The sequence below is a fragment of the Paenibacillus sp. JCM 9796 genome (assembly GCF_055379675.1).
Genome location: NZ_AP043723.1, coordinates 5102329 through 5120942, shown reverse-complemented (window position 1 = coordinate 5120942; position 18614 = coordinate 5102329). Strand labels below are relative to the sequence as shown.

The following is an 18614-nucleotide window of genomic DNA, read 5'->3' as shown; positions in this document are numbered from 1 at the left end:
TTCACAGCTTAATGTCAAAGCGATAAATCGATATGATGCCCTTTAAACGGATGATCATGGCGGGAGATCGGCGCTTTCTCCGGTTCTTTGGCTTCGGCCGTTCGCTTCGGGGTTCCGGATGTCCCCCGCTTCGAAGAACGTTCACCGTTATCCTTGACGGATGCGCGGGCAGATTCCTCGGTTTTCGTGCTCTTATGGCGTTCCTCAACCACTTGCTTGGCCGCCGCTTCCGAAAGTGAAGCTTGGTCGGATAACGGTTTCTGGGTCAGCTGCTGCTGTTTGACTCCGACCTCTTCGTTCTTGTGCAATGCAAACTGCAATTCGACCGCCTTCAAACTCATTGAACTTCCCCTCCCGTAACAGGCTGTTGCCTTGCGTTATTGAATCGGAAGCATCGCAATATCGCCGTCCACCAATTGAAACTTTACGCGCTGGGAAGTGTCCTTGATGAATTTCGTGTAACGACCGAGGACGATTTTCGTACCGCTGTACACGCTCGAGATGACCTCGACCTTCGCCCGCTCCGAATCTTCAAGCGACTTCTCAATCTCCAGTGCACGTTCCTTCAATGAAGAGATCTCTTCCATAACCTGCTTCTTCGTATGGTTCAGCTTGATCCGCATCGCCACTTTATCCGGTCCGAGCTGTCCGGCCGCAGCCAATTGGTCGAGCAGCACGAGCGCTTTCTCCGTCTTGTCGAAATTCTCGATCAACGTCTTTAGATTCGTACGCAGCTGCTGCAGCTCGTTGCGCAGCTCCGGCAGCACGCCTACCTCGATGACGGTTGCCGTCGACATCGAGTTTCCGATCGTTCGCCCAATGACGCATTCGCCCGCTTGAATCATTCCTCCGACGATCAATCCTTTGGTTCCCTTGCAGGCGACCAGTTTACCGGCGCGAATTTGACAATGCATGATGCTTTGTCCCACGAGCACTTCTTCCCCGGCTTCGACCGTCGCATCCTGAATGAACGAGCATTTGACCCGTTTGCCTGCGCGAATGATCGCTTTATTGTGCCCCAGGATACCGACGGTGATCTCGATCGAGCCCCCCGCTTCGAGATCCGCGCCGTCGACATTACCGGTAATCCGAATATCGCCCGCGGCCTTGATCCGGAATCCCGGAAGCACGCTGCCGCGAATAACGACCGACCCGACAAAATCAATATTGCCGATATTATAGTCTACGTCGCCGTTCACTTCAAATATCGGGAAGACGTTGATTTTTTCGCGGTCCGTCTTCGTCACCATCCCATCGATAGCGGCGTAAAGGGCAAGCTGATCCGGATCGGAGACGACATTTTTCCCGGGCTTGAAGCGAGCTTCCTTCCCGTCCTTGGCGAATATGGTTTCCCCGGTGACCGCACGTCCATCCGTTCCTTTACCTGCCGGTATGCGTTCTGCGATCAACTGTCCTTTACGGACATTGTTGATGGCCGTCACTTCTTTATAGTCAACTTTGCCGTCTTCCATTTCCAGCGGACGCTTGGATTGACCGTCCAAATCGAACAATAAACGTATTTGACCGTCCTGTCCATGTGCCGGGGGTTGACCGGTTGCAATCGCGGTTTTCGTAAAGAAAAACGATTTCGGATCTCTCACGATCGCAAGGAGCTTGTCCTCGTCGATACCGTACACGATATGATGCGATTTGATCAGTTCGTCCAGCTGTTCTTTAGTTACGGCAAATTTATCGTCGCAGTTCATAAACTGCAGGTAGGCGGTCAGTTTATCATCGGATAAGGTAAGGTCCAAATAATAACTTAACGGCATCGCCAGGTCGCCCATATTCATAACCCCGCTTTCGTAGCTTAGTCTTGAAATAGATGCGACTTGTGCCGGCTTAACGAACCCCTTAAGCGCAAAATCGCCTTGGAATGCAGCTGTGAAATTCTGGAAGGGGATAAACTCATAACTTCAGCAATCTCGCTAAGTGAAAGTTCTTCGTAATAAAACAACGAGACGACGGTGCGTTCTTTTTCAGTAAGCCGTTCAATCGCTTGCGCGAGCGTATCTTTCAAGTACACTTCTTTTACTTTCGATTCCGGATTTTTTGCCTTTTCGTCAATCAATAACGAAAGACGGGTCTCCGCTTCTTCTTCGCGGATAGGATCGTCGATCGAACATACCGTGGTGACCGCAATATCTTGAACCATCTGTTGAAAATCGCCTTCGCTTACCTGCAAATAAGCGCTCATCTCCGCATCCGTGACGGAACGCAGGTATTGCTGCTCCAGCTTCTGGTAAGCTTCCTCGATTTTCTTCGCCTTCTCGCGTACGGAACGAGGAACCCAGTCCCCTTGCCGGAGTCCGTCGATCATCGCTCCGCGAATGCGCCATGAGGCGTACGTTTCGAACTGCAGTCCGCGTTCGTAGTCAAATTTCTCGATAGCGTCGATTAACCCCATCACCCCGTAACTGATGAGGTCGTCCCTGGATACGTTTTTGGGAAGTCCAATGGAAAGTCGGCCGGATACGTAGTCCACAAGCGGCAAATAGGTTTCGATCAGCGTTTGCTTGGCTACAGTATCGTGTTCTTCTCTCCACCTCTTCCACATCTCGATGTTCGCTAAATGAGATTTTTGCCCGATCATGACGCTCTTTCACCCCCTTATTCTTCAGTCATACGGCGAACCGCTTGAGCCAATTCCTCCGGCGTTTCGCTGAACTTGGTAGACAATTTGGGCGGGTTTAACGGAGAGAACGTTTCCTCTTCCGGCATAGGAGCGTCTACTTTCTTTTTCAGCATTTGATGAAGCTCCTCATCTTGATCCGGGGGGGTGACGGCATCGAAAACAGTTCCCTTCGTGCCGTCCGAATCCCCTTCGCCTAGCTCCGTTTTGTTCGAGTTCCATTGATTAAAGCCGGCAAAGGTGCCGAGCAGCCAACGACAACCAAAGACAAGTATAAAAAGGACAGCAAAGCTGTAGACGCTCCGAAGGAGCGTCGTCAACCAAATATTGTTCCCGACAGAAAACATAAAGGTGAATATAAAGGCAATAGCGCCGATGATAAAGTTCCACCGTATCGATCCAATCATGGTTACAGTTCCTTCACTCCGTGTTGTACGCTGCGGATGAGAAGAGTTCCCTTCTCGCAGTCGAATTCAATCGTCCTGCCGTAATTGGAGCCCGTATCTTCCGCCAGAAGCGGAATCTTGAAACGGGACAGCTGCTCCTTGCACGACTCCACATTACGCGGTCCGATGCGCATCGTATCGGACTGGCTGCCGAAAGCGAACATTTGTGCGCCTCCGGCCATTTTTGCTTCCATTCTGCGAATTTGTGCACCCAGCGCTTCCATTAACCGTATCAACTCCGGAATCGCCGTGTCCGCATACTTTGCAATATTAAGCTGGCCCTCTTTGGCTATATCCGAGTTAGGAAGCATGACGTGGGCCATACCGGCCACCTTGGCTTTCGCGTCATATAGCGTGATGCCGACGCACGAACCAAGGCCGGTCGTCTTCAGCACGCCGGTCTGGCGGGCAACGTTGAGATCAGCCATTCCGACTTTGATCAAATTGTCTTGGATCATGGAGTTTGCACTCCCAGAGCGATAAAAATTTTCTCAAACGATTCGGGATCGGGAATGAGAAAGAAATGCCCTTCCACTTCATCCTTCCCATTAAGAAACTTCGTATCGATCAAGAGCGCTTGATCTCCCATTTGACCGAATTGGAGAAGGCCGTAGCTCAAAATCGCTCCCGCCATATCGATGGCAAGAGAAGGAACCGTAGGCTGCATGTTCAGCCTCGTAAAGTCAGCCAACGACGATAAATAGGAACCCGCCAAGATGTTGCCGATCTCGCTTAACGCGGAGATTTCCATCTCCGTATATCCCTCATCGCTGACAACTTCGATTCCTAACAAATTGCGCAGCAGTTTTTTGGCCGATTCCTGCTTAAGAATGAAGAACAAGTTGCCCGGCGTCTCGCCTTCTACTCGCAAGAAGATCGCAATGACAACCTGCTCCGCTCCGCCCACGCTATCCGCAATCTCTTCAAATGGAACCATCCGCACCTTCGGCACGAGCATGTCGACCGGCTTATCAAGCAGCTTCGATAATGCGGTGGCGGCATGTCCGGCGCCGATATTGCCTACTTCTTTGAGGACGTCCATTTGAAAATCGGCAAATGCGTTAAATGATTCCACAGGATCTACTCCTCTATGTTCTCCAATTGGACAATCTCGCTCTTATTGAGCACTTCTTTCAAATTCAGAAGCACGAGCAGCCGGTTATCGTCGATTTTTGCAATACCGTGCAAATATTTAGCTTTAATGCCGCCCACGATTTCAGGCGGATCAGCGATATGGTCGGTGTCCACATCGATGACATCGTTAGCGGAATCGACGATTAATCCGACTTCGATATCGTCCACCCCGACGATAATAATCCGCGTGTTCTCGGTGTATTCGCTCTCCGCGAAACCAAAACGGCCGCGCAAATCGATGACCGGGGTCACGACCCCACGCAGGTTGATGACTCCTTTTACGAAGTCAGGCGTTTTGGGAACGCGCGTCATCGGCTGCATCCGCTCGATGGTTTTTACTTTTTCAACTTCAACGCCGTATTCTTCATGCGCCAACGCGAAAACGATTACTTTCATTTCTTGTCCCATACCCTCGTCCTCCTCAAATTATCGTGCAGTAGATCAATCGCGGTTATCGTTATTTGATTAAAGCGTTCGTATCGATAATCAAGGCGACTTGCCCGTCGCCGAGAATCGTCGCACCGGAAACGGCGAACAGGTTGGTTAAGTATTTCCCCAGCGTTTTCAACACAATTTCCTGTTGGCCGATGAACTCGTTGACGACGAGTGCGGCCATCTTCTCCCCTTTGCGAATAACGACGATCTGGATATCCGCTTCCGATTCGTCTTCGCCCTGCGGGACGTCGAACAGCTTGGCTAACGGGATCAGCGGAATGACGCTATTCCGGTAGTCGACCATTTGATTGCCGTGTACGATTCGAACTTGCTCCGGGCGAATGGCGGCCGTTTCGACGATCGAAGAAAGCGGAATCGCGTATTTCTCACCGTGAAGACGAATCAACATCGCGGAAATAATAGACAGCGTCAGCGGCAGCTGTACGGACCATTTCGATCCTTTACCGAATTCCGAATCGACGTGCACTTCGCCGCCCAGACTTTCGATCTTCGTCTTCACGACATCCAAACCTACGCCGCGGCCGGAAATGTCGGAGATTTTGTCTGCCGTGCTGAAGCCGGAAGCGAAAAGAAGCATATACACTTCCTTGTCCGTCATGCGCGCCGCTTGCTCTTGGGTGACGACCCCGTTCTGGATTGCTTTGCCAAGCACCTTGTCCCGGTTAATGCCGCGGCCGTTATCTTCGATTTCAATAAACACATGATTTCCGCTATGGTATGCGCGAAGATGGATGGTACCCGTCTCGGGTTTGCCCAAGGCGATACGCTCCGACGTAGGTTCCAGACCATGGTCGACGGCGTTGCGCAGCAAGTGTACAAGCGGGTCGCCGATCTCGTCCACAACCGTACGGTCGAGCTCGGTTTCCGCTCCCGTAATAATCAAATCCACTTTCTTGTCCAGCGTTTTGGCGACATCGCGAATCATCCGCGGGAACCGGTTGAACACGGTATCGACCGGAACCATCCTCAGTTTGAGCACGATGTTCTGCAGGTCGCTGCTGACGCGGGCCATATGCTCGACCGTTTCCGTTAATTCGTTTTTGCGAATTTCACTGGCCAGCTGCTCCAGCCGGACGCGATCGATCAACAGCTCGCTGAATAAATTCATCAAGAAGTCCAAACGTTCGATATCGACGCGAATCGTCCGGTTGGCGACCGGAGCTCCCGCCTGCGCAGCCGGCGGTTTCTTCACTTCGGCTTTAGGAGGTTCCGGCGTTACTACGGCTGCAGCGGCAGCAACTTCCTTTTGTGCCGCTCTCGCGGCCGGCAGCATGCGCTCAGCCAGCTTCTCTTGATTCAGCACGACCAATTCGACCTTATCGATTTCAGATACGCTGGAAATTTGTTTATGCAGCTGGTCATGATCGATCTGGGATATGTAGTACACCGCGAACGATTCGCCGAACTTCTCCTGCTCGATATCTTCGACCGAAGGGCTCGCTTTAATGACTTCCCCGTTCTGCTCGAGCACATTAAACACCATGTAAGCGCGGGCGGCTTTCAGCACGCAATCTTGACGAACGGTGACCTCGATCCAGAATACCGGAATCCCCGCTTCGATCGATTGCTGGACAATCGAGAGCTGGAATTCGTCGAGCTCCGCTTTGGTTTCGTCCTGCCCATCGGCAGGCTTGGCCGATCCCCCCGCAGCGCCTTTCAGGTAATCGCCGGAGACTATGGATTTCAAAGCCGCTACAATGTCCGAAACGTCGGCTTTACCGGTGCCGCCTTGAATAATGTCTTCGACCATCGTCTCGAGCGAATCGGTGCTTTTGAACAGGCAATCAAAGATGAATGAATCCATTTTCAACTTATGATTGCGCACAAGATCCAGCACGTTCTCCATCTCATGCGTCAGCGAGGCGATATCCTCGAAGCCCATGGTAGCAGACATTCCTTTTAACGTATGTGCGGAACGAAAAATGTTCTGGACAATGCTGATGTCTTCCGGACTGCTTTCCAGGCTGAGCATATGTTCGTTAATCGCTTGCAAGTGATCTCTGGACTCGTCAATAAACATCGAGAGATATTGATTCATTTCCATAACCGTACACCTCCATCAGGATCGTTTATATGTATAAGGACTAAGATAAGGCCGATAAACCGATTGCGGATATTAATTTGCCTGCAATTTCTTGCTGCTTCAGCACATGCATGACACCTTTAAGCTCGACCGCTGCTCGGGGCATACCGTAGACGATACAGGTTTCTTCCGATTCGGCAATCGTGGTTACAGCTCCCGATTCTTTCAGAGCCAGCATCCCTTTGGCGCCGTCCGATCCCATGCCGGTCATGATCACGATATGACGCTTCAACTCCTTGAGCGGAAGCAGCGATTCAAAAAGAACATCCACGGACGGTCGATGGCCGCTGCGCGGCTCTTCTTTGCTCAGATGGATGCGATAAGCGCCCGGCCCATTGCGGGCGACCGCCATGTGACTTCCGCCGGGAGCGATGTAAGCCGTGCCGTTCTCAAGAGGCATGCCTTCCTCCGCTTCGACCACCTTCAGACCTGATATCGAATTGAGCCGTTGAGCAAGCGATCTGGTAAAATTCGGCGGCATATGCTGCACGATCACGACCGGAGCCGCAAGCTCCGCCGGCAGCTCCGACAATACCTGATGAAGCGCACGCGGACCTCCGGTGGAAGTTCCGATCGCGACCAAGTGCCCGATGCCCGCTTGCGATCGGTCAACCGATCGCCTCTCAGCCTTTGGAGACGGATTCGATGGCGCTGCAGCCGCTGTCGTGCGGGCCTGCGGTATCGGCTTCAGCTCCGGTTGACGACGCTCAGCTGGAAGGATCGGGCGCTGCAGCCCAATCTTGTTCACATTCATTCTCACTGCGATATGAAGCTTCTCCAGCAGCTGGGTTTTTACCTTATGAAGATCGAGCGAAATTGAGCCCGACGGCTTGCCGACGAAGTCGACAGCCCCCCATTCCAGTGCCTTTATCGTCTCGGACGCCCCTTCTTGCGTCAAGCTGCTGAGCATAATGACCGCAACCGGGCTTTCCTTCATAATGACGCGAAGCGCCTCAAGTCCGTTCATCTCCGGCATTTCGATGTCCATCGTAACCGCATGAGGCTGTAGTTTCTTCACCTGCTCGACGGCTTCTTTCCCGTTCCTGGCCGTCCCGACTACCCGCAGCATCGGATCCTGCGAGATAAAATCCGAGATGATTTTTCTCATAAATATGGAATCATCGACCACTAACACATCAAACGGCTGCTGCATAGCTTCACTCCTCTACGTTGTCACTGAGCTAGAAGGTCAGAAGTTGTTCCTGTTCACCGGGCCAAATCAACATCCCTGCTCGCTATTGCTTCAGCAAACGAATCATTCGGCTCAGGAAACCTTTAACCGAACCCGCTTGATTGTCGGCCGGCAGCTGGTTCAACACAAAATCGTCGGTTAATTCGCCCAGCGACCTCGAAGCCGCGCCTTCCGGAAAAGCGATCGTAAAGGGGATTTGCTTTTTCACCGCTTTGGAAACCGAATTGTCATCCAACACGTATCCGATCGTCGGAATGTCCAAATCCATAAACTGCTTGGCTACCATTCTGATTTTATCCGCAGTTTGCCGCCCTTCCTTCCAATCCGTCACACGGTTGACGACCAACCGGAATTTCACGTCGTAACTCATCGAGTGAACCATTTTGATAATCGCATAAGCATCGGTAATGGAAGTAGGCTCCGGCGTTGTCACCACAATCGTTTCTTGTGCGGCGAGAATAAACTTCAACGTTTCTTTGGACAAGCCCGCCCCGGTATCAAAAATGATGAAATCGACATGTCCGTTCAACTGATTCACTTGTTCCGCGAAATAGTCAAGCTGCTCATCCGTTAGACGAATTAATTCGTTAAAGCCCGAGCCCCCGGCGATGAACTGTATATCATTCGGTCCTTTGTGGATGATATCCCAGACCGTTTTTTCCCGTTTCAACAAGTGGTACAAATTATATTTTGCAGAGATGCCCATCAGCACATCAATATTGGCGAGTCCGATATCCGCGTCGAAAATGAGCACCTTGAACCCTTTTTTCTGGAGCGATAGGGCAAAATTCAAGGTGAAATTCGATTTGCCTACCCCTCCCTTCCCGCTGGTTACGGTGATGATCCGGGTCGCCTTTTCCTGATCGGCGCCCTGATGTTTAATCAGATTCCGCAGCCCTTGGGCCTGATCACTCATGATTATCGTCCTCCAGAATCAGATCGATGATGAATTGTTCTTGCAGCACTCTAATATCGTCGGGGACACTTTGTCCGTTCGCGATATAGGAGATCTGGAGCCCGAATTCGCGAACCAAATTCAGGATTGCGCCGTAGGAGTCAGTTTCGTCCATCTTCGTAAACAACACCTTGTGCAGCTTGAATTTGCTGAAGTTGCTCGTAATGGCTTTCATGTCTTTATATTTGGTTGTCAAGCTGAGCACAAGGAACGTTTCGCTTTTTCCGCTTGATTTCAGCAACGCATTTAATTCGGAAACGTACATTTCGTTGCGGAAATTGCGTCCGGCCGTATCCATGAAAATAAGATCGCAATCCTTCAAGTTGTCGAAAGCTTTAGTTAAATCCGAGGGCGAGAATACAACTTCAAGCGGTACGTTCAAGATCGTCGCGTACGTTTTCAATTGCTCGACGGCCGCAATGCGGTACGTGTCCGAAGTGATGAAACCGACTTTGCGGTGGTGCTTGAGCACCTGCTCGGCCGCCAACTTGGCAATCGTCGTCGTTTTGCCGACTCCGGTAGGGCCGACAAAATGCGCAATGCGCGTATCGGCCGCTATGGACTTGCTGCCTTCCATTCTCAGCATCGCGAGCAGTTGGCGCTGCAGCGACTGCTTCACGAACGTCTCTGACAATTCAGCCGCCGAGATTACTGCATCTTCCAGCACCTGGGCAATCAGTTCCTGAACAAGATGAGGTTCCACCTCTTGTTCAAGCAGACGCTGCTCGAACCGCTGAACCGCGGGATTCAGTTGTTCGGCACTTCCATGCTGCTGTGAGAGTCTGCGCATCATTTCTTTCATCTGCTTTAATTCTTCCAGGAGCATGTCTTCCTTCGCTTTCACCGGAGCTGCCGCTTGAATGCGCTGAACCGGCATGAGCGGCGCGGGCGCCGCCGTTTGAACCGGTACGAATGATGCCGCCGATTCCGGCGGAAGCACGTCCGGCACTTCGGGAAAAGCAAGAACCGGCTGTTTCTCTTCCCGCAGCGTCTGCGCCCCGTAAGCAGCGGCTACGGTCTTTTTGGCAGACTGAGCGAAAGGCGGAGCCGCAAAGGGAGCTGTCGACTTTGCAGCAACAACGGCAGCCTCGCCCGCGGGCGTCCTGGCTCCTGCGGCGGAACCGCCGGGGGAAGCGGTATCCATCGCTGCAATGACTTCAATTTTTTTCTTAGAGAACATCCCCAGAAATCCGCCGGTACGAATTTCTTTGGTGTTGATGATCACTGCGTCATGGCCTAAGTCGATTCTAATCTTTTGCAGCGCATCCGGCATTGAATCCACTACGTACCGTTTCACTCTCATAGATTAACTACCCCCATGCTCTGGATTTCCACGTTAGGCTCCAACTCGCTGTAAGACAATACCGGAATATCCTGCATCGTGCGCTCAAGCAGCTGGCGCAGGTACATGCGGATCGTCGGCGATGTCAGTACGATCGGCTGCTGCCCGGATTGGATCAGTTTGGTCACCTGATCGCTAAGCCGTTGATAGATCACTTGCGTTGAAGTCGGATCGAGCGCCAGGTAGCTGCCTTGATCGGATTGCTGCACCGATTCGGCTATCTTTTTCTCCAGATTCGGGCCTACGGTGATCACCTTTAACGAGTCGCCGATCGACGTGAATTGCTGGGTGATTTGCCGGGATAACGCTTGCCGCACGTATTCGGTCAAAATATCGGGGTCCTTCGTATAGGTGCCGTAATCCGCTAAAGTCTCTAATATCGTAACGAGATCCCGGATCGAAATTTTTTCACGCAGCAGCTTCACCAGTACTTTTTGAACGTCTCCTAAGGAAAGAACATTCGGGATGAGCTCGTCCACCAGTGCCGGGAAGCTTTCCTTGACATTCTCGATAAGTGCTTTCGTTTCTTGCCGTCCGAGAAGTTCGTGAGCATGCTTCTTGATGATTTCCGTTAAATGCGTCGCGACCACCGACGGCGGATCGACCACCGTGTACCCGGAAAGCTCTGCGCGTTCTTTGGTTTGTTCGTCGATCCAGAGTGCCGGAAGACCGAAAGCCGGCTCAAGCGTATCGATCCCGGCAATCGAATCGTCATCGATGCCCGGGCTCATCGCCAAGTAATGACCGAGCAGTAAATCGCCGCGAGCGACGATATTGCCCTTGATTTTGATGATGTATTCATTCGGCCTCAGCTGAATATTATCGCGAATCCGAATAACAGGAACGACGACCCCGAGCTCCAGCGCGCACTGACGGCGAATGAGAATGATCCGGTCTAACAGATCGCCGCCCTGCTGCGTGTCCGCAAGCGGGATAAGGCCATACCCGAATTCGAATTCAATCGGGTCCACATTGAGCAGCCCAATAACGCTCTCCGGACTTCGCACTTCTTCAATTTGCTGCTCTTCCTCGAGCTGCACCTCCTCCGCTTGCTTGCGGTTCACGATTTGCTGCATCCGATAAGCGGCAAAGGCAAGCAGACCCGCAATCGGAAACGTCGTCCAGAAATGGATCGGGGTAAAGAGGCCAAGCGCCGTCACCGTACCTGCCGCGATATAGAGCAGCTTCGGGTAGGAGAAAATTTGCGTTGTCAGGTCATGCGCCAGATTGCCGTCGGACGCAGCCCGGGTAACGATAATACCTGCAGCCGTCGAAATAAGCAGCGCCGGAATTTGGCTCACCAAGCCGTCGCCAATCGTCATAATCGAATATTTTTCGCCTGCTTCGGCGAAAGACATTCCTTTCATGGCGACCCCGATGATCAAACCGCCAATGATATTGATGATCAGCATGATGATGCCCGCGATCGCATCCCCTTTGACGAACTTGCTCGCCCCGTCCATCGCACCGTAAAAGTCTGCTTCGCGTGAAATTTTCTCACGGCGTTCCTTCGCTTGATGTTCGTTGATCATGCCGGCGTTCAAATCGGCGTCGATACTCATTTGTTTGCCGGGCATCGCATCCAATGTAAACCGTGCCGCAACTTCGGCAACGCGCTCGGAACCTTTGGTAATGACGATAAACTGTACGAGTACGAGAATGATAAAGACGACGAAGCCGACAACCAGGTTGCCTGCCGCGACGAATGAACCAAAGGTTTCGACCACATTACCGGCATCGGCGTGTGCCAGGATGTTCCTGGTGGTGGAGACGTTTAGGGCGAGCCTGAACAGGGTTGTAATGAGAAGGAGCGAAGGAAAGATTGAAAATTGCAGCGCATCGGTCGTATTCATCCCGACCAGAATAATCATAAGCGCCAGCGTAATATTCAGGATCAACAAAAAGTCCAACAACCAAATCGGGAGCGGAACGACCATCATGAGAATGATGCCGATGATGCCGATCAATACGACAAGGTCTCTAATTTTCAAAGCCGGTGCCCCCTCTACTTAGTTCTCGTTCGCTATCTTCAGGCCAAGATCACAATGCCTTGCCTTTAAGTTTGTATACATAGGCTAATACTTCGGCCACGGCTTGGAACATGTCGGCGGGAATCGCTTCTCCGATTTCCACCTGAGCGTACAAAGCCCGGGCGAGCGGTTTATTTTCGATCGTAGCGACGCCATGGTCTTTGGCGACTTGTCTGATCTTGAGAGCGACGAAGTCGGTCCCTTTGGCAATGACGGTCGGAGCCTGCATCTTCGAACCGTCGTACTGGAGAGCCACGGCAAAGTGGGTAGGGTTCGTAATGATAACGTCGGCCTTGGGCACGTCCTGCATCATACGCTGCATCGCCATACGGCGCTGTTTCTCCCGAATTTTCCCTTTAATCAGCGGATCCCCTTCCGACTTCTTATACTCGTCTTTAATGTCCTGTTTGGACATTCTCAAATTCTTCTCATGCTCATATTTCTGATACAAAAAATCGAAAATGGCCAGTATGATCAAAATGCCTCCGATTTTCACGCCAAGGTTCAACACGAGCGAAGAAGTAAAAGTCAGAATCTCCTGAAGAGGGAGATGCGCTAGCTGCATAATGTGCGCTTTCTCGCCCCATAAGACCGAATACACAACATAACCGATAATGCTCATTTTCAACATGGACTTCAGAAACTCAACGACCGACCTCATCGAAAACATTCGTTTCGCGCCTTCAAGAGGGTTCATTTTGCTGAATTTCATCATCAGCGGATCGCCCGTGAGGAGGAAGCCGAATTGCAAATAGTTGCCGAGCACGGCTATGACGACCGCGATTACGAAAATCGGGCTTAATATCAGCAGCATCTGCAGCGCCAGCTGCTCGTATAACACCATCATATTGGGCGATGTGAGGTCGACCAGCAGGAAGTCCGTATAGATCGATCGGAAAACGCCGACCAGATGTCCTTTCATGAACCCGCCGAACAAGTAAAACGCCAGGAAGGAAAAAAACAAGATAAAGGCAGCGGGCAGTTCCATACTTTTGGCCACTTGTCCTTGTTTTCTTGCATCTTGTTTCTTCTTGGGCGTCGCGTCTTCCGTCTTTTCCCCGGCAAACAGCTGCAGGTCGAGTTGTAAACGAAGTGCCGCCACGTCCATCCCCCCTTAGGTTTGAAACAATCCGAAGTAGCTCTTGATCGATTCCATCATTTTGGCGAAAATATTGCTGAACAGAGACTCGTAACCAGGAAATAATAAAACCAACATAATAAGGCCGAGCAACAGCTTGACCGGAAGCCCGATCACAAAAATATTGAATTGCGGCGCGACCCTCGCCAGAAGCCCGAGACCGACGTCCGTCAAAAACATCGCAACGATAAGCGGTGCGGCCATTTGGAAACTTAACGCAAATACGCTTGAGAATGACTTCACCATAAAGTCTGAAATTTGCCCGCCATAAAACTTGGCGAACGTCTCGTTGTTTAACGGGATCCATTCATAGCTTCGCATGATGGCTTCGAGCAAATAATGATGACCGTTTAGCGACAGAAACAGCATCGAGGCGACCATAAATTTCAGGTTGCCGATCACCGGGCTTTGCGTTCCCGTCATCGGATCGATGACGTTCGCAATACCGAACCCGATTTGAATGTCAATGAACGATCCTGCAATTTGCACGATTGTGAAAAACATATAGGCGACAAAGCCCAAGCATAAGCCGACCAATATTTCCCGTATAATCAGCAGCACGTACATCGAATCCATAGCAACCGGCGATTGGGTGCCGGCCCCGACAAAAGCGATAAACGCTACGAAAACCGAGATCCCGATTTTAAACTGCGCAGGCACATTTCGACCCGAAAAAATAGGCGCGACCACAAAAAACGAAGTAATTCGACAAAAAAACAGCAGAAATCCAGGGAGATACTGTACGAACCAAGCCATCTACATGTACCTACCCGACGAATTTGTAAAGATTGTTCATAAGATTATAAGTAAAATCGACGAGCGTATTTAGAATCCAGGGTCCGAAAATCAGAATCGAGACGAGCACCATCACGATTTTCGGCACAAAAGCCAGCGTAGCCTCTTGAATTTGAGTCGTTGCCTGAAAAACGCTGATAATCAAGCCGATGACAAGAGCGACCACCATCATCGGAGCGCTGGCCTTTAACGTTGTATAAACCGCTTCGCCGGCCAACCCGATAATAAACTCCGAGCTCAAAGCAAGTCCCTCCTTTTCGGGTCCCGATTACGAATTGAAACTGAGCAGCAGCGAGCGCACGACCAAATACCAACCGTCAACCAGGATGAACAGCAGTATTTTAAAAGGCAGCGATATCATGACCGGGGGAAGCATCATCATCCCCATCGCCATCAAGGTGCTCGCGACAACCATGTCGATGACTAGAAACGGAATGAATACCATAAAGCCCATTTGAAACGCCGTCTTCAGCTCACTAATCGCATAAGCCGGAACGAGCGCGGTCAGCGGCGTATCTTCCACGCCGCTCGGAGGCGCGGCTTTGGTATAGTCGAGAAACAGCTTCAAATCTTTCTGGCGCGTATGCTGAAACATAAATTGCTTCATCGCAATCGACGCTTTATCCAATGCGGCGGTTTGCGTAATTTCCCCCTTCATATAAGGCTGGAAAGCCGTCTCGTTTATTTCACCTAACGTCGGCGCCATAATAAAGAAGGTTAGAAACATCGCCAATCCGATCAGTACTTGATTCGGCGGCATTTGCATCGTACCCAGGGACGTTCGGACGAAACCGAGCACAATGATAATCCGGGTGAAACTTGTCATCATGACGAGGATGGCAGGCGCAAGACTAAGAATCGTAATCAGGAGTATGATCGTAACGGTACCCGACGCATTGTCCGGACTGTTCGCTGTCCCGATATCGATATTAATACCCGGAATCGGATCCGCCGCGAACGCTTGGCCGGAAACCGAGCAGAGCATTCCGGCAAGCAGAAGCAGCGGTAATAATTTGATGAGCTTTTTCATGGTTTATCATTCAACCGATCTGAATTATTGTCTTGCTGGAGCAGCTCCTCCATCATCTTCTTACGGTCCGTCATCTTGGTCTGGAACACGTGCTGGAACGAGGTTGCTTCAATGTCAAGCTCTTCCTCCACCTCTGGCTTCTGTCTCAGCTTTTTCAGCCAGCCGCCAAACGATTCGAACGCCGGCTCCGTCATAGCCGGACCCGCAGTCATCATGTCGCGAATGAGCGCGACCTCCGCTTCGTCTTCAATCTTCTCGAGCAGTTGGATGTTCTCGCCAACCCCCACGATATAGAGCGACTTCCCGATCTCAACGACTTGAATCGATTTGTTTTGTCCGAGAGGCAAACCGCCAAGCGACCGAATGGATCTTCCTGTGAAGTACTTATTTTTTTGAGCAATGATCTTCATAATCACAAAGAAGATGACGATAATGAGAATAAGAAAAAAAATGACTTTGACAATCATCCCGAGCGTGTCTCCGGCTGAATAGATGTTGTCCGGTGAGTCAAAAGGACTCGAACCGGGCGCATCGGTCCCCGTTTCCCCGAAACAAACAGCAGCTAACCACGCCGCTGTCTGCATCCATAGAACGAGAACGGCTAGCAACGTCTTGGTTGCGAGTCTCTTCAAGTGCTCACATTCCCTTCAATTCGTGAAGTTTCGGGTTACCCCAACGTTTTCTTAATGGCTTCGATAACGCGATCCGCTTGAAACGGCTTCACGATAAAGTCCTTGGCGCCGGCTTGAATCGCATCGATAACCATCGCCTGCTGCCCCATCGCGGAACACATGATGACCTTGGCGTTGGCATCGATTTTTTTAATTTCTTTCAACGCTTGGATACCGTCCATCTCAGGCATCGTAATGTCCATCGTGATTAGATCGGGACGCAGCTCTTTGTATTTCTCGATCGCTTGTGCGCCATCGTTCGCTTCACCGCAAACCTCGTAACCGTTTTTGGACAAAATATCGCGGATCATCATTCTCATAAATGCTGCATCGTCTACAATCAGAATTCGGTTTGCCATGGGTATACAGTCCTCCTAGAGCGCTATGGTTTAGTATTGTTGCAGTTTTTGAATCCGGTCCCACTGATTTACGATATCCGTGACACGAACACCGAAATTTTCATCGATAACGACGACTTCGCCTTTTGCAATAAGCTTGTTATTGACGAGAATATCAACCGGCTCTCCTGCGAGTTTATCAAGTTCGATAATCGACCCTTGCGAAAGCTCCAAAATGTCCTTGATCACCTTATGCGTGCGACCGAGTTCCACCGTTACTTTCAATGGTATGTCCAAGAGCAAGTTCAAGTTCGTATCTTCGGCAGGCGACAGCTGCGGCGGCGTGAAATTCGAGAACTGCGCAGGCTGAACATTGACGTTACGCCCTGTCGGCATCCCGTAAGCGGCAGGCTGCGGCGCATAGCCCGGCGGCTGCATCATCGGGGGCTGTTGATACATCGGCGCTTGCTGGTACATCGGCTGCTGCATCGGCGGTTCTTGATACATCGGCGCTTGCTGGTACATCGGTTGCTGAACCTGCGGTTGCTGATATGCATCATTCGAAGGCGCCGCAGGAGGCGGCGTAAGCGTGTCCTGCGCCATCGAGCCCGGAGCAGGCGGAGCCGACGGCGGCGGAGCGGCCGTTTCCTGCATGTCTCCGCCGCCCATCAGGGTGGAGACCATCTCCCGCGCGAACGCGACGGGCAGCAGCTGCATGATCGTGGAGTCGATCAAGTCGCCAATCGTCAAGCGGAATGAAACCTTGATAAAGACGTCTACTTGCGGAATCGATGAAGGTTCGCCGCCCTCTGCCAAATCCAAGATATCGATTCCCGGCGGCGAAATGTTGACGAATCGGTTAAATATCGTCGACATTGAAGTAGCGGATGACCCCATCATTTGGTTCATCGCTTCTTGTACGGCACTGATATGAATTTCAGACAATTCCATATTTTGCCCCGTACCGTCTCCGCCCATCATCAAATCGGCAATCACTTGCGCATCGCGCGTCTTGATGACCAACAGGTTGATGCCGTCAAATCCGTCGACATAGTTAACGTGGACAGCGACATGCGGCTTAGGAAACTCTTCGACCAAGTCGGCTCTGGCAATCACAGAAACTTTTGGCGTGGTGATATCGACTTTCTTACCGAGCAAGGTCGATAAGGCTGTCGCGGCGCTGCCGAATGTGATATTGCCGATCTCGCCTAACGCATCTTGTTCCAGCGACGATAAGTAGTCTTCTACTCTTGGACTCGAGCCGCTCGAAAAACCACCGCTTGACTCGCTTTCGGAAGACTGTCTCAGCAAGGCGTCGATCTCTTCTTGAGACAAATAATCCTTATTATTCGTCATTCTCTTCTACTCCTTCACTGACAATCTCACTGATTTGTATAGCCAGCTTACCGCGGGTCGTACCCGGACTGCCATAAAACTTCAACCTTTCCCCTATCCGTATATGCAGCGGCTCATTTACCGATTTGTTCAACGTAATGACGTCGCCTGCATTTAGGCTGAGAAACTCGCGTACGGATATTTGGGAAGCGCCCAGCTCTGCGATAATCGGCAGCTTTGCCTTATGAAGCCGATTCTGCAAAGCCGTCTGCTCTTCCGGGGCACTCGTCTTCTTCTGGGACACAAACCAGTGATGAACCGACAATCTCGGCATAATCGGCTCAATGACGACGTGTGGAATACATAAGTTGATCATCCCCGTCGTATCCCCGATCTTGGTGCTTAACGAAATTAAGGCAATCGTTTCGTTAGGCGAGACGATCTGCATAAATTGCGGATTTGTCTCCAAAGCTTCCAGCCTTGGGGACAAATCAATGACCGTCTTCCACGCTTCCTGCAAACTTTCAAACGCTCTGCTGAAAATCCGCTCCATGACGATCGTTTCGATCTCGGTTAAAGCGTTAATTTTGGTTGGCGAGGTACCCGATCCTCCCAGCAAACGATCGAGCATGGCAAAAGCCACGTTCGGATGCACCTCGAGCACCATTCTTCCTTCCAGAGGCTCCGCTTCGAAAATGTTCAGGATGGTCATTTTTGGAATGGACCGTATGAATTCATCATAAGGCAGCTGCTCGACCTGGACAACATTTATTTGTACAAAGGTCCGGAGCTGTGCGGAAAAATAAGTCGTTAAATAACGGGCAAAGTTTTCGTGAATTCGAGTTAAGCTGCGAATGTGATCCTTGGAAAACCGCACTGCGCGTTTGAAATCATAGGCTCGAACTTTTTTCTGAGTTTCTTCCTTTTTAAGTTCTTCCGCATCCATTTCACCGGATGAGAGCGCCGCTAGCAGGGCGTCTATCTCATTCTGCGAAAGCACATCTACCATCTGCGTCACCTCCCGCTTGCTTATTCGC

At 51.1% G+C, this 18614-nt stretch carries 20 protein-coding genes; all 20 read right to left on the bottom strand.

Annotated features, from left to right (window positions below):
• Positions 1-14: 14 nt before the first annotated feature.
• The 20 genes from ACZ439_RS24645 to fliM all read right to left on the bottom strand — a co-directional run bounded on the left by ACZ439_RS24645 (position 15) and on the right by fliM (position 18586).
• Positions 15-341 carry a hypothetical protein gene (locus ACZ439_RS24645; RefSeq protein WP_054799596.1) on the bottom strand — a complete coding sequence of 109 codons (327 nt, stop codon included), beginning with the start codon at positions 339-341 and terminating at the stop codon, positions 15-17.
• 36 nt (positions 342-377) lie between these two features.
• The gene (locus ACZ439_RS24640) at positions 378-1787 is read right to left on the bottom strand and encodes a DUF342 domain-containing protein (RefSeq protein ID WP_054799599.1); all 1410 of its coding nucleotides are present in this window, start codon (positions 1785-1787) and stop codon (positions 378-380) included.
• Positions 1788-1810: 23 nt separating this feature from the next.
• Positions 1811-2593 (bottom strand): FliA/WhiG family RNA polymerase sigma factor, encoded by a 783-nt coding sequence (locus tag ACZ439_RS24635; RefSeq protein WP_155614347.1) that lies wholly within the window; start codon positions 2591-2593, stop codon positions 1811-1813.
• A gap of 17 nt (positions 2594-2610) precedes the next feature.
• Entirely contained in the window at positions 2611-3039 is a 429-nt protein-coding gene (locus ACZ439_RS24630; RefSeq protein WP_054796999.1) for a hypothetical protein, read from the bottom strand.
• 2 nt (positions 3040-3041) lie between these two features.
• Positions 3042-3536, bottom strand: coding sequence for a chemotaxis protein CheD (locus tag ACZ439_RS24625; RefSeq protein WP_054797011.1), 495 nt, complete (start codon positions 3534-3536; stop codon positions 3042-3044).
• Positions 3533-4120 carry a chemotaxis protein CheC gene (locus ACZ439_RS24620; protein ID WP_155614373.1) on the bottom strand — a complete coding sequence of 196 codons (588 nt, stop codon included), beginning with the start codon at positions 4118-4120 and terminating at the stop codon, positions 3533-3535. The genes ACZ439_RS24625 and ACZ439_RS24620 overlap by 4 nt, the downstream gene beginning before the upstream one ends.
• A gap of 38 nt (positions 4121-4158) precedes the next feature.
• Positions 4159-4620 carry a chemotaxis protein CheW gene (locus ACZ439_RS24615; RefSeq protein ID WP_054796998.1) on the bottom strand — a complete coding sequence of 154 codons (462 nt, stop codon included), beginning with the start codon at positions 4618-4620 and terminating at the stop codon, positions 4159-4161.
• Positions 4621-4669: 49 nt separating this feature from the next.
• A complete protein-coding gene (locus ACZ439_RS24610) occupies positions 4670-6712 on the bottom strand; it encodes a chemotaxis protein CheW (protein WP_464620314.1) in 2043 nt (680 codons plus the stop codon).
• 40 nt (positions 6713-6752) lie between these two features.
• Positions 6753-7904 carry a protein-glutamate methylesterase/protein-glutamine glutaminase gene (locus tag ACZ439_RS24605; RefSeq protein ID WP_054796997.1) on the bottom strand — a complete coding sequence of 384 codons (1152 nt, stop codon included), beginning with the start codon at positions 7902-7904 and terminating at the stop codon, positions 6753-6755.
• Positions 7905-7986: 82 nt separating this feature from the next.
• On the bottom strand, positions 7987-8859 hold the full coding sequence (locus ACZ439_RS24600) for a MinD/ParA family protein (RefSeq protein ID WP_127604527.1): 873 nt from the start codon (positions 8857-8859) through the stop codon (positions 7987-7989).
• On the bottom strand, positions 8852-10201 hold the full coding sequence (gene flhF, locus ACZ439_RS24595) for a flagellar biosynthesis protein FlhF (RefSeq protein ID WP_155614349.1): 1350 nt from the start codon (positions 10199-10201) through the stop codon (positions 8852-8854). The genes ACZ439_RS24600 and flhF overlap by 8 nt, the downstream gene beginning before the upstream one ends.
• Positions 10198-12231, bottom strand: coding sequence for a flagellar biosynthesis protein FlhA (flhA, locus tag ACZ439_RS24590; protein WP_127604531.1), 2034 nt, complete (start codon positions 12229-12231; stop codon positions 10198-10200). The genes flhF and flhA overlap by 4 nt, the downstream gene beginning before the upstream one ends.
• 49 nt (positions 12232-12280) lie before the next feature.
• Entirely contained in the window at positions 12281-13378 is a 1098-nt protein-coding gene (gene flhB / locus ACZ439_RS24585; RefSeq protein WP_127604533.1) for a flagellar biosynthesis protein FlhB, read from the bottom strand.
• 6 nt (positions 13379-13384) lie between these two features.
• Positions 13385-14164: a flagellar biosynthetic protein FliR gene (gene fliR, locus ACZ439_RS24580; protein WP_155614350.1), complete on the bottom strand. Its 780-nt coding sequence runs from the start codon at positions 14162-14164 to the stop codon at positions 13385-13387.
• Between the two features lie 10 nt (positions 14165-14174).
• Positions 14175-14444 carry a flagellar biosynthesis protein FliQ gene (gene fliQ, locus ACZ439_RS24575; RefSeq protein ID WP_054796996.1) on the bottom strand — a complete coding sequence of 90 codons (270 nt, stop codon included), beginning with the start codon at positions 14442-14444 and terminating at the stop codon, positions 14175-14177.
• 27 nt (positions 14445-14471) lie between these two features.
• Positions 14472-15233: a flagellar type III secretion system pore protein FliP gene (gene fliP / locus ACZ439_RS24570; protein WP_054799594.1), complete on the bottom strand. Its 762-nt coding sequence runs from the start codon at positions 15231-15233 to the stop codon at positions 14472-14474.
• Positions 15230-15865 (bottom strand): flagellar biosynthetic protein FliO, encoded by a 636-nt coding sequence (locus ACZ439_RS24565; RefSeq protein ID WP_464620313.1) that lies wholly within the window; start codon positions 15863-15865, stop codon positions 15230-15232. The genes fliP and ACZ439_RS24565 overlap by 4 nt, the downstream gene beginning before the upstream one ends.
• A gap of 35 nt (positions 15866-15900) precedes the next feature.
• Complete coding sequence (locus ACZ439_RS24560) at positions 15901-16263, bottom strand: response regulator (protein ID WP_127604539.1); 363 nt, start codon at positions 16261-16263, stop codon at positions 15901-15903.
• A 30-nt stretch (positions 16264-16293) separates the two neighbouring features.
• The gene (fliY, locus tag ACZ439_RS24555) at positions 16294-17598 is read right to left on the bottom strand and encodes a flagellar motor switch phosphatase FliY (protein WP_054796995.1); all 1305 of its coding nucleotides are present in this window, start codon (positions 17596-17598) and stop codon (positions 16294-16296) included.
• Positions 17588-18586 carry a flagellar motor switch protein FliM gene (gene fliM / locus ACZ439_RS24550; RefSeq protein WP_127604541.1) on the bottom strand — a complete coding sequence of 333 codons (999 nt, stop codon included), beginning with the start codon at positions 18584-18586 and terminating at the stop codon, positions 17588-17590. The genes fliY and fliM overlap by 11 nt, the downstream gene beginning before the upstream one ends.
• Between the last annotated feature and the right edge of the window lie 28 nt (positions 18587-18614).

Excerpts from the sequence above, each read along its gene's own strand:
- flhF (WP_155614349.1), bottom strand. The coding sequence starts at position 10,201 with ATGAGAGTGAAACGGTACGTAGTGGATTCAATGCCGGATGCGCTGCAA.
- ACZ439_RS24620 (WP_155614373.1), bottom strand. The coding sequence starts at position 4,120 with ATGGACGTCCTCAAAGAAGTAGGCAATATCGGCGCCGGACATGCCGCC.
- ACZ439_RS24635 (WP_155614347.1), bottom strand. The coding sequence starts at position 2,593 with ATGATCGGGCAAAAATCTCATTTAGCGAACATCGAGATGTGGAAGAGG.
- fliR (WP_155614350.1), bottom strand. The coding sequence starts at position 14,164 with ATGGCTTGGTTCGTACAGTATCTCCCTGGATTTCTGCTGTTTTTTTGT.
- ACZ439_RS24600 (WP_127604527.1), bottom strand. The coding sequence starts at position 8,859 with ATGAGTGATCAGGCCCAAGGGCTGCGGAATCTGATTAAACATCAGGGC.
- ACZ439_RS24615 (WP_054796998.1), bottom strand. The coding sequence starts at position 4,620 with ATGGGACAAGAAATGAAAGTAATCGTTTTCGCGTTGGCGCATGAAGAA.
- ACZ439_RS24610 (WP_464620314.1), bottom strand. The coding sequence starts at position 6,712 with ATGGAAATGAATCAATATCTCTCGATGTTTATTGACGAGTCCAGAGAT.
- ACZ439_RS24625 (WP_054797011.1), bottom strand. The coding sequence starts at position 3,536 with ATGATCCAAGACAATTTGATCAAAGTCGGAATGGCTGATCTCAACGTT.
- fliP (WP_054799594.1), bottom strand. The coding sequence starts at position 15,233 with ATGAAAAAGCTCATCAAATTATTACCGCTGCTTCTGCTTGCCGGAATG.
- ACZ439_RS24560 (WP_127604539.1), bottom strand. The coding sequence starts at position 16,263 with ATGGCAAACCGAATTCTGATTGTAGACGATGCAGCATTTATGAGAATG.
- ACZ439_RS24605 (WP_054796997.1), bottom strand. The coding sequence starts at position 7,904 with ATGCAGCAGCCGTTTGATGTGTTAGTGGTCGATGATTCCATATTTATG.
- ACZ439_RS24630 (WP_054796999.1), bottom strand. The coding sequence starts at position 3,039 with ATGATTGGATCGATACGGTGGAACTTTATCATCGGCGCTATTGCCTTT.
- fliY (WP_054796995.1), bottom strand. The coding sequence starts at position 17,598 with ATGACGAATAATAAGGATTATTTGTCTCAAGAAGAGATCGACGCCTTG.
- flhB (WP_127604533.1), bottom strand. The coding sequence starts at position 13,378 with ATGGACGTGGCGGCACTTCGTTTACAACTCGACCTGCAGCTGTTTGCC.
- fliM (WP_127604541.1), bottom strand. The coding sequence starts at position 18,586 with ATGGTAGATGTGCTTTCGCAGAATGAGATAGACGCCCTGCTAGCGGCG.
- ACZ439_RS24645 (WP_054799596.1), bottom strand. The coding sequence starts at position 341 with ATGAGTTTGAAGGCGGTCGAATTGCAGTTTGCATTGCACAAGAACGAA.
- ACZ439_RS24640 (WP_054799599.1), bottom strand. The coding sequence starts at position 1,787 with ATGGGCGACCTGGCGATGCCGTTAAGTTATTATTTGGACCTTACCTTA.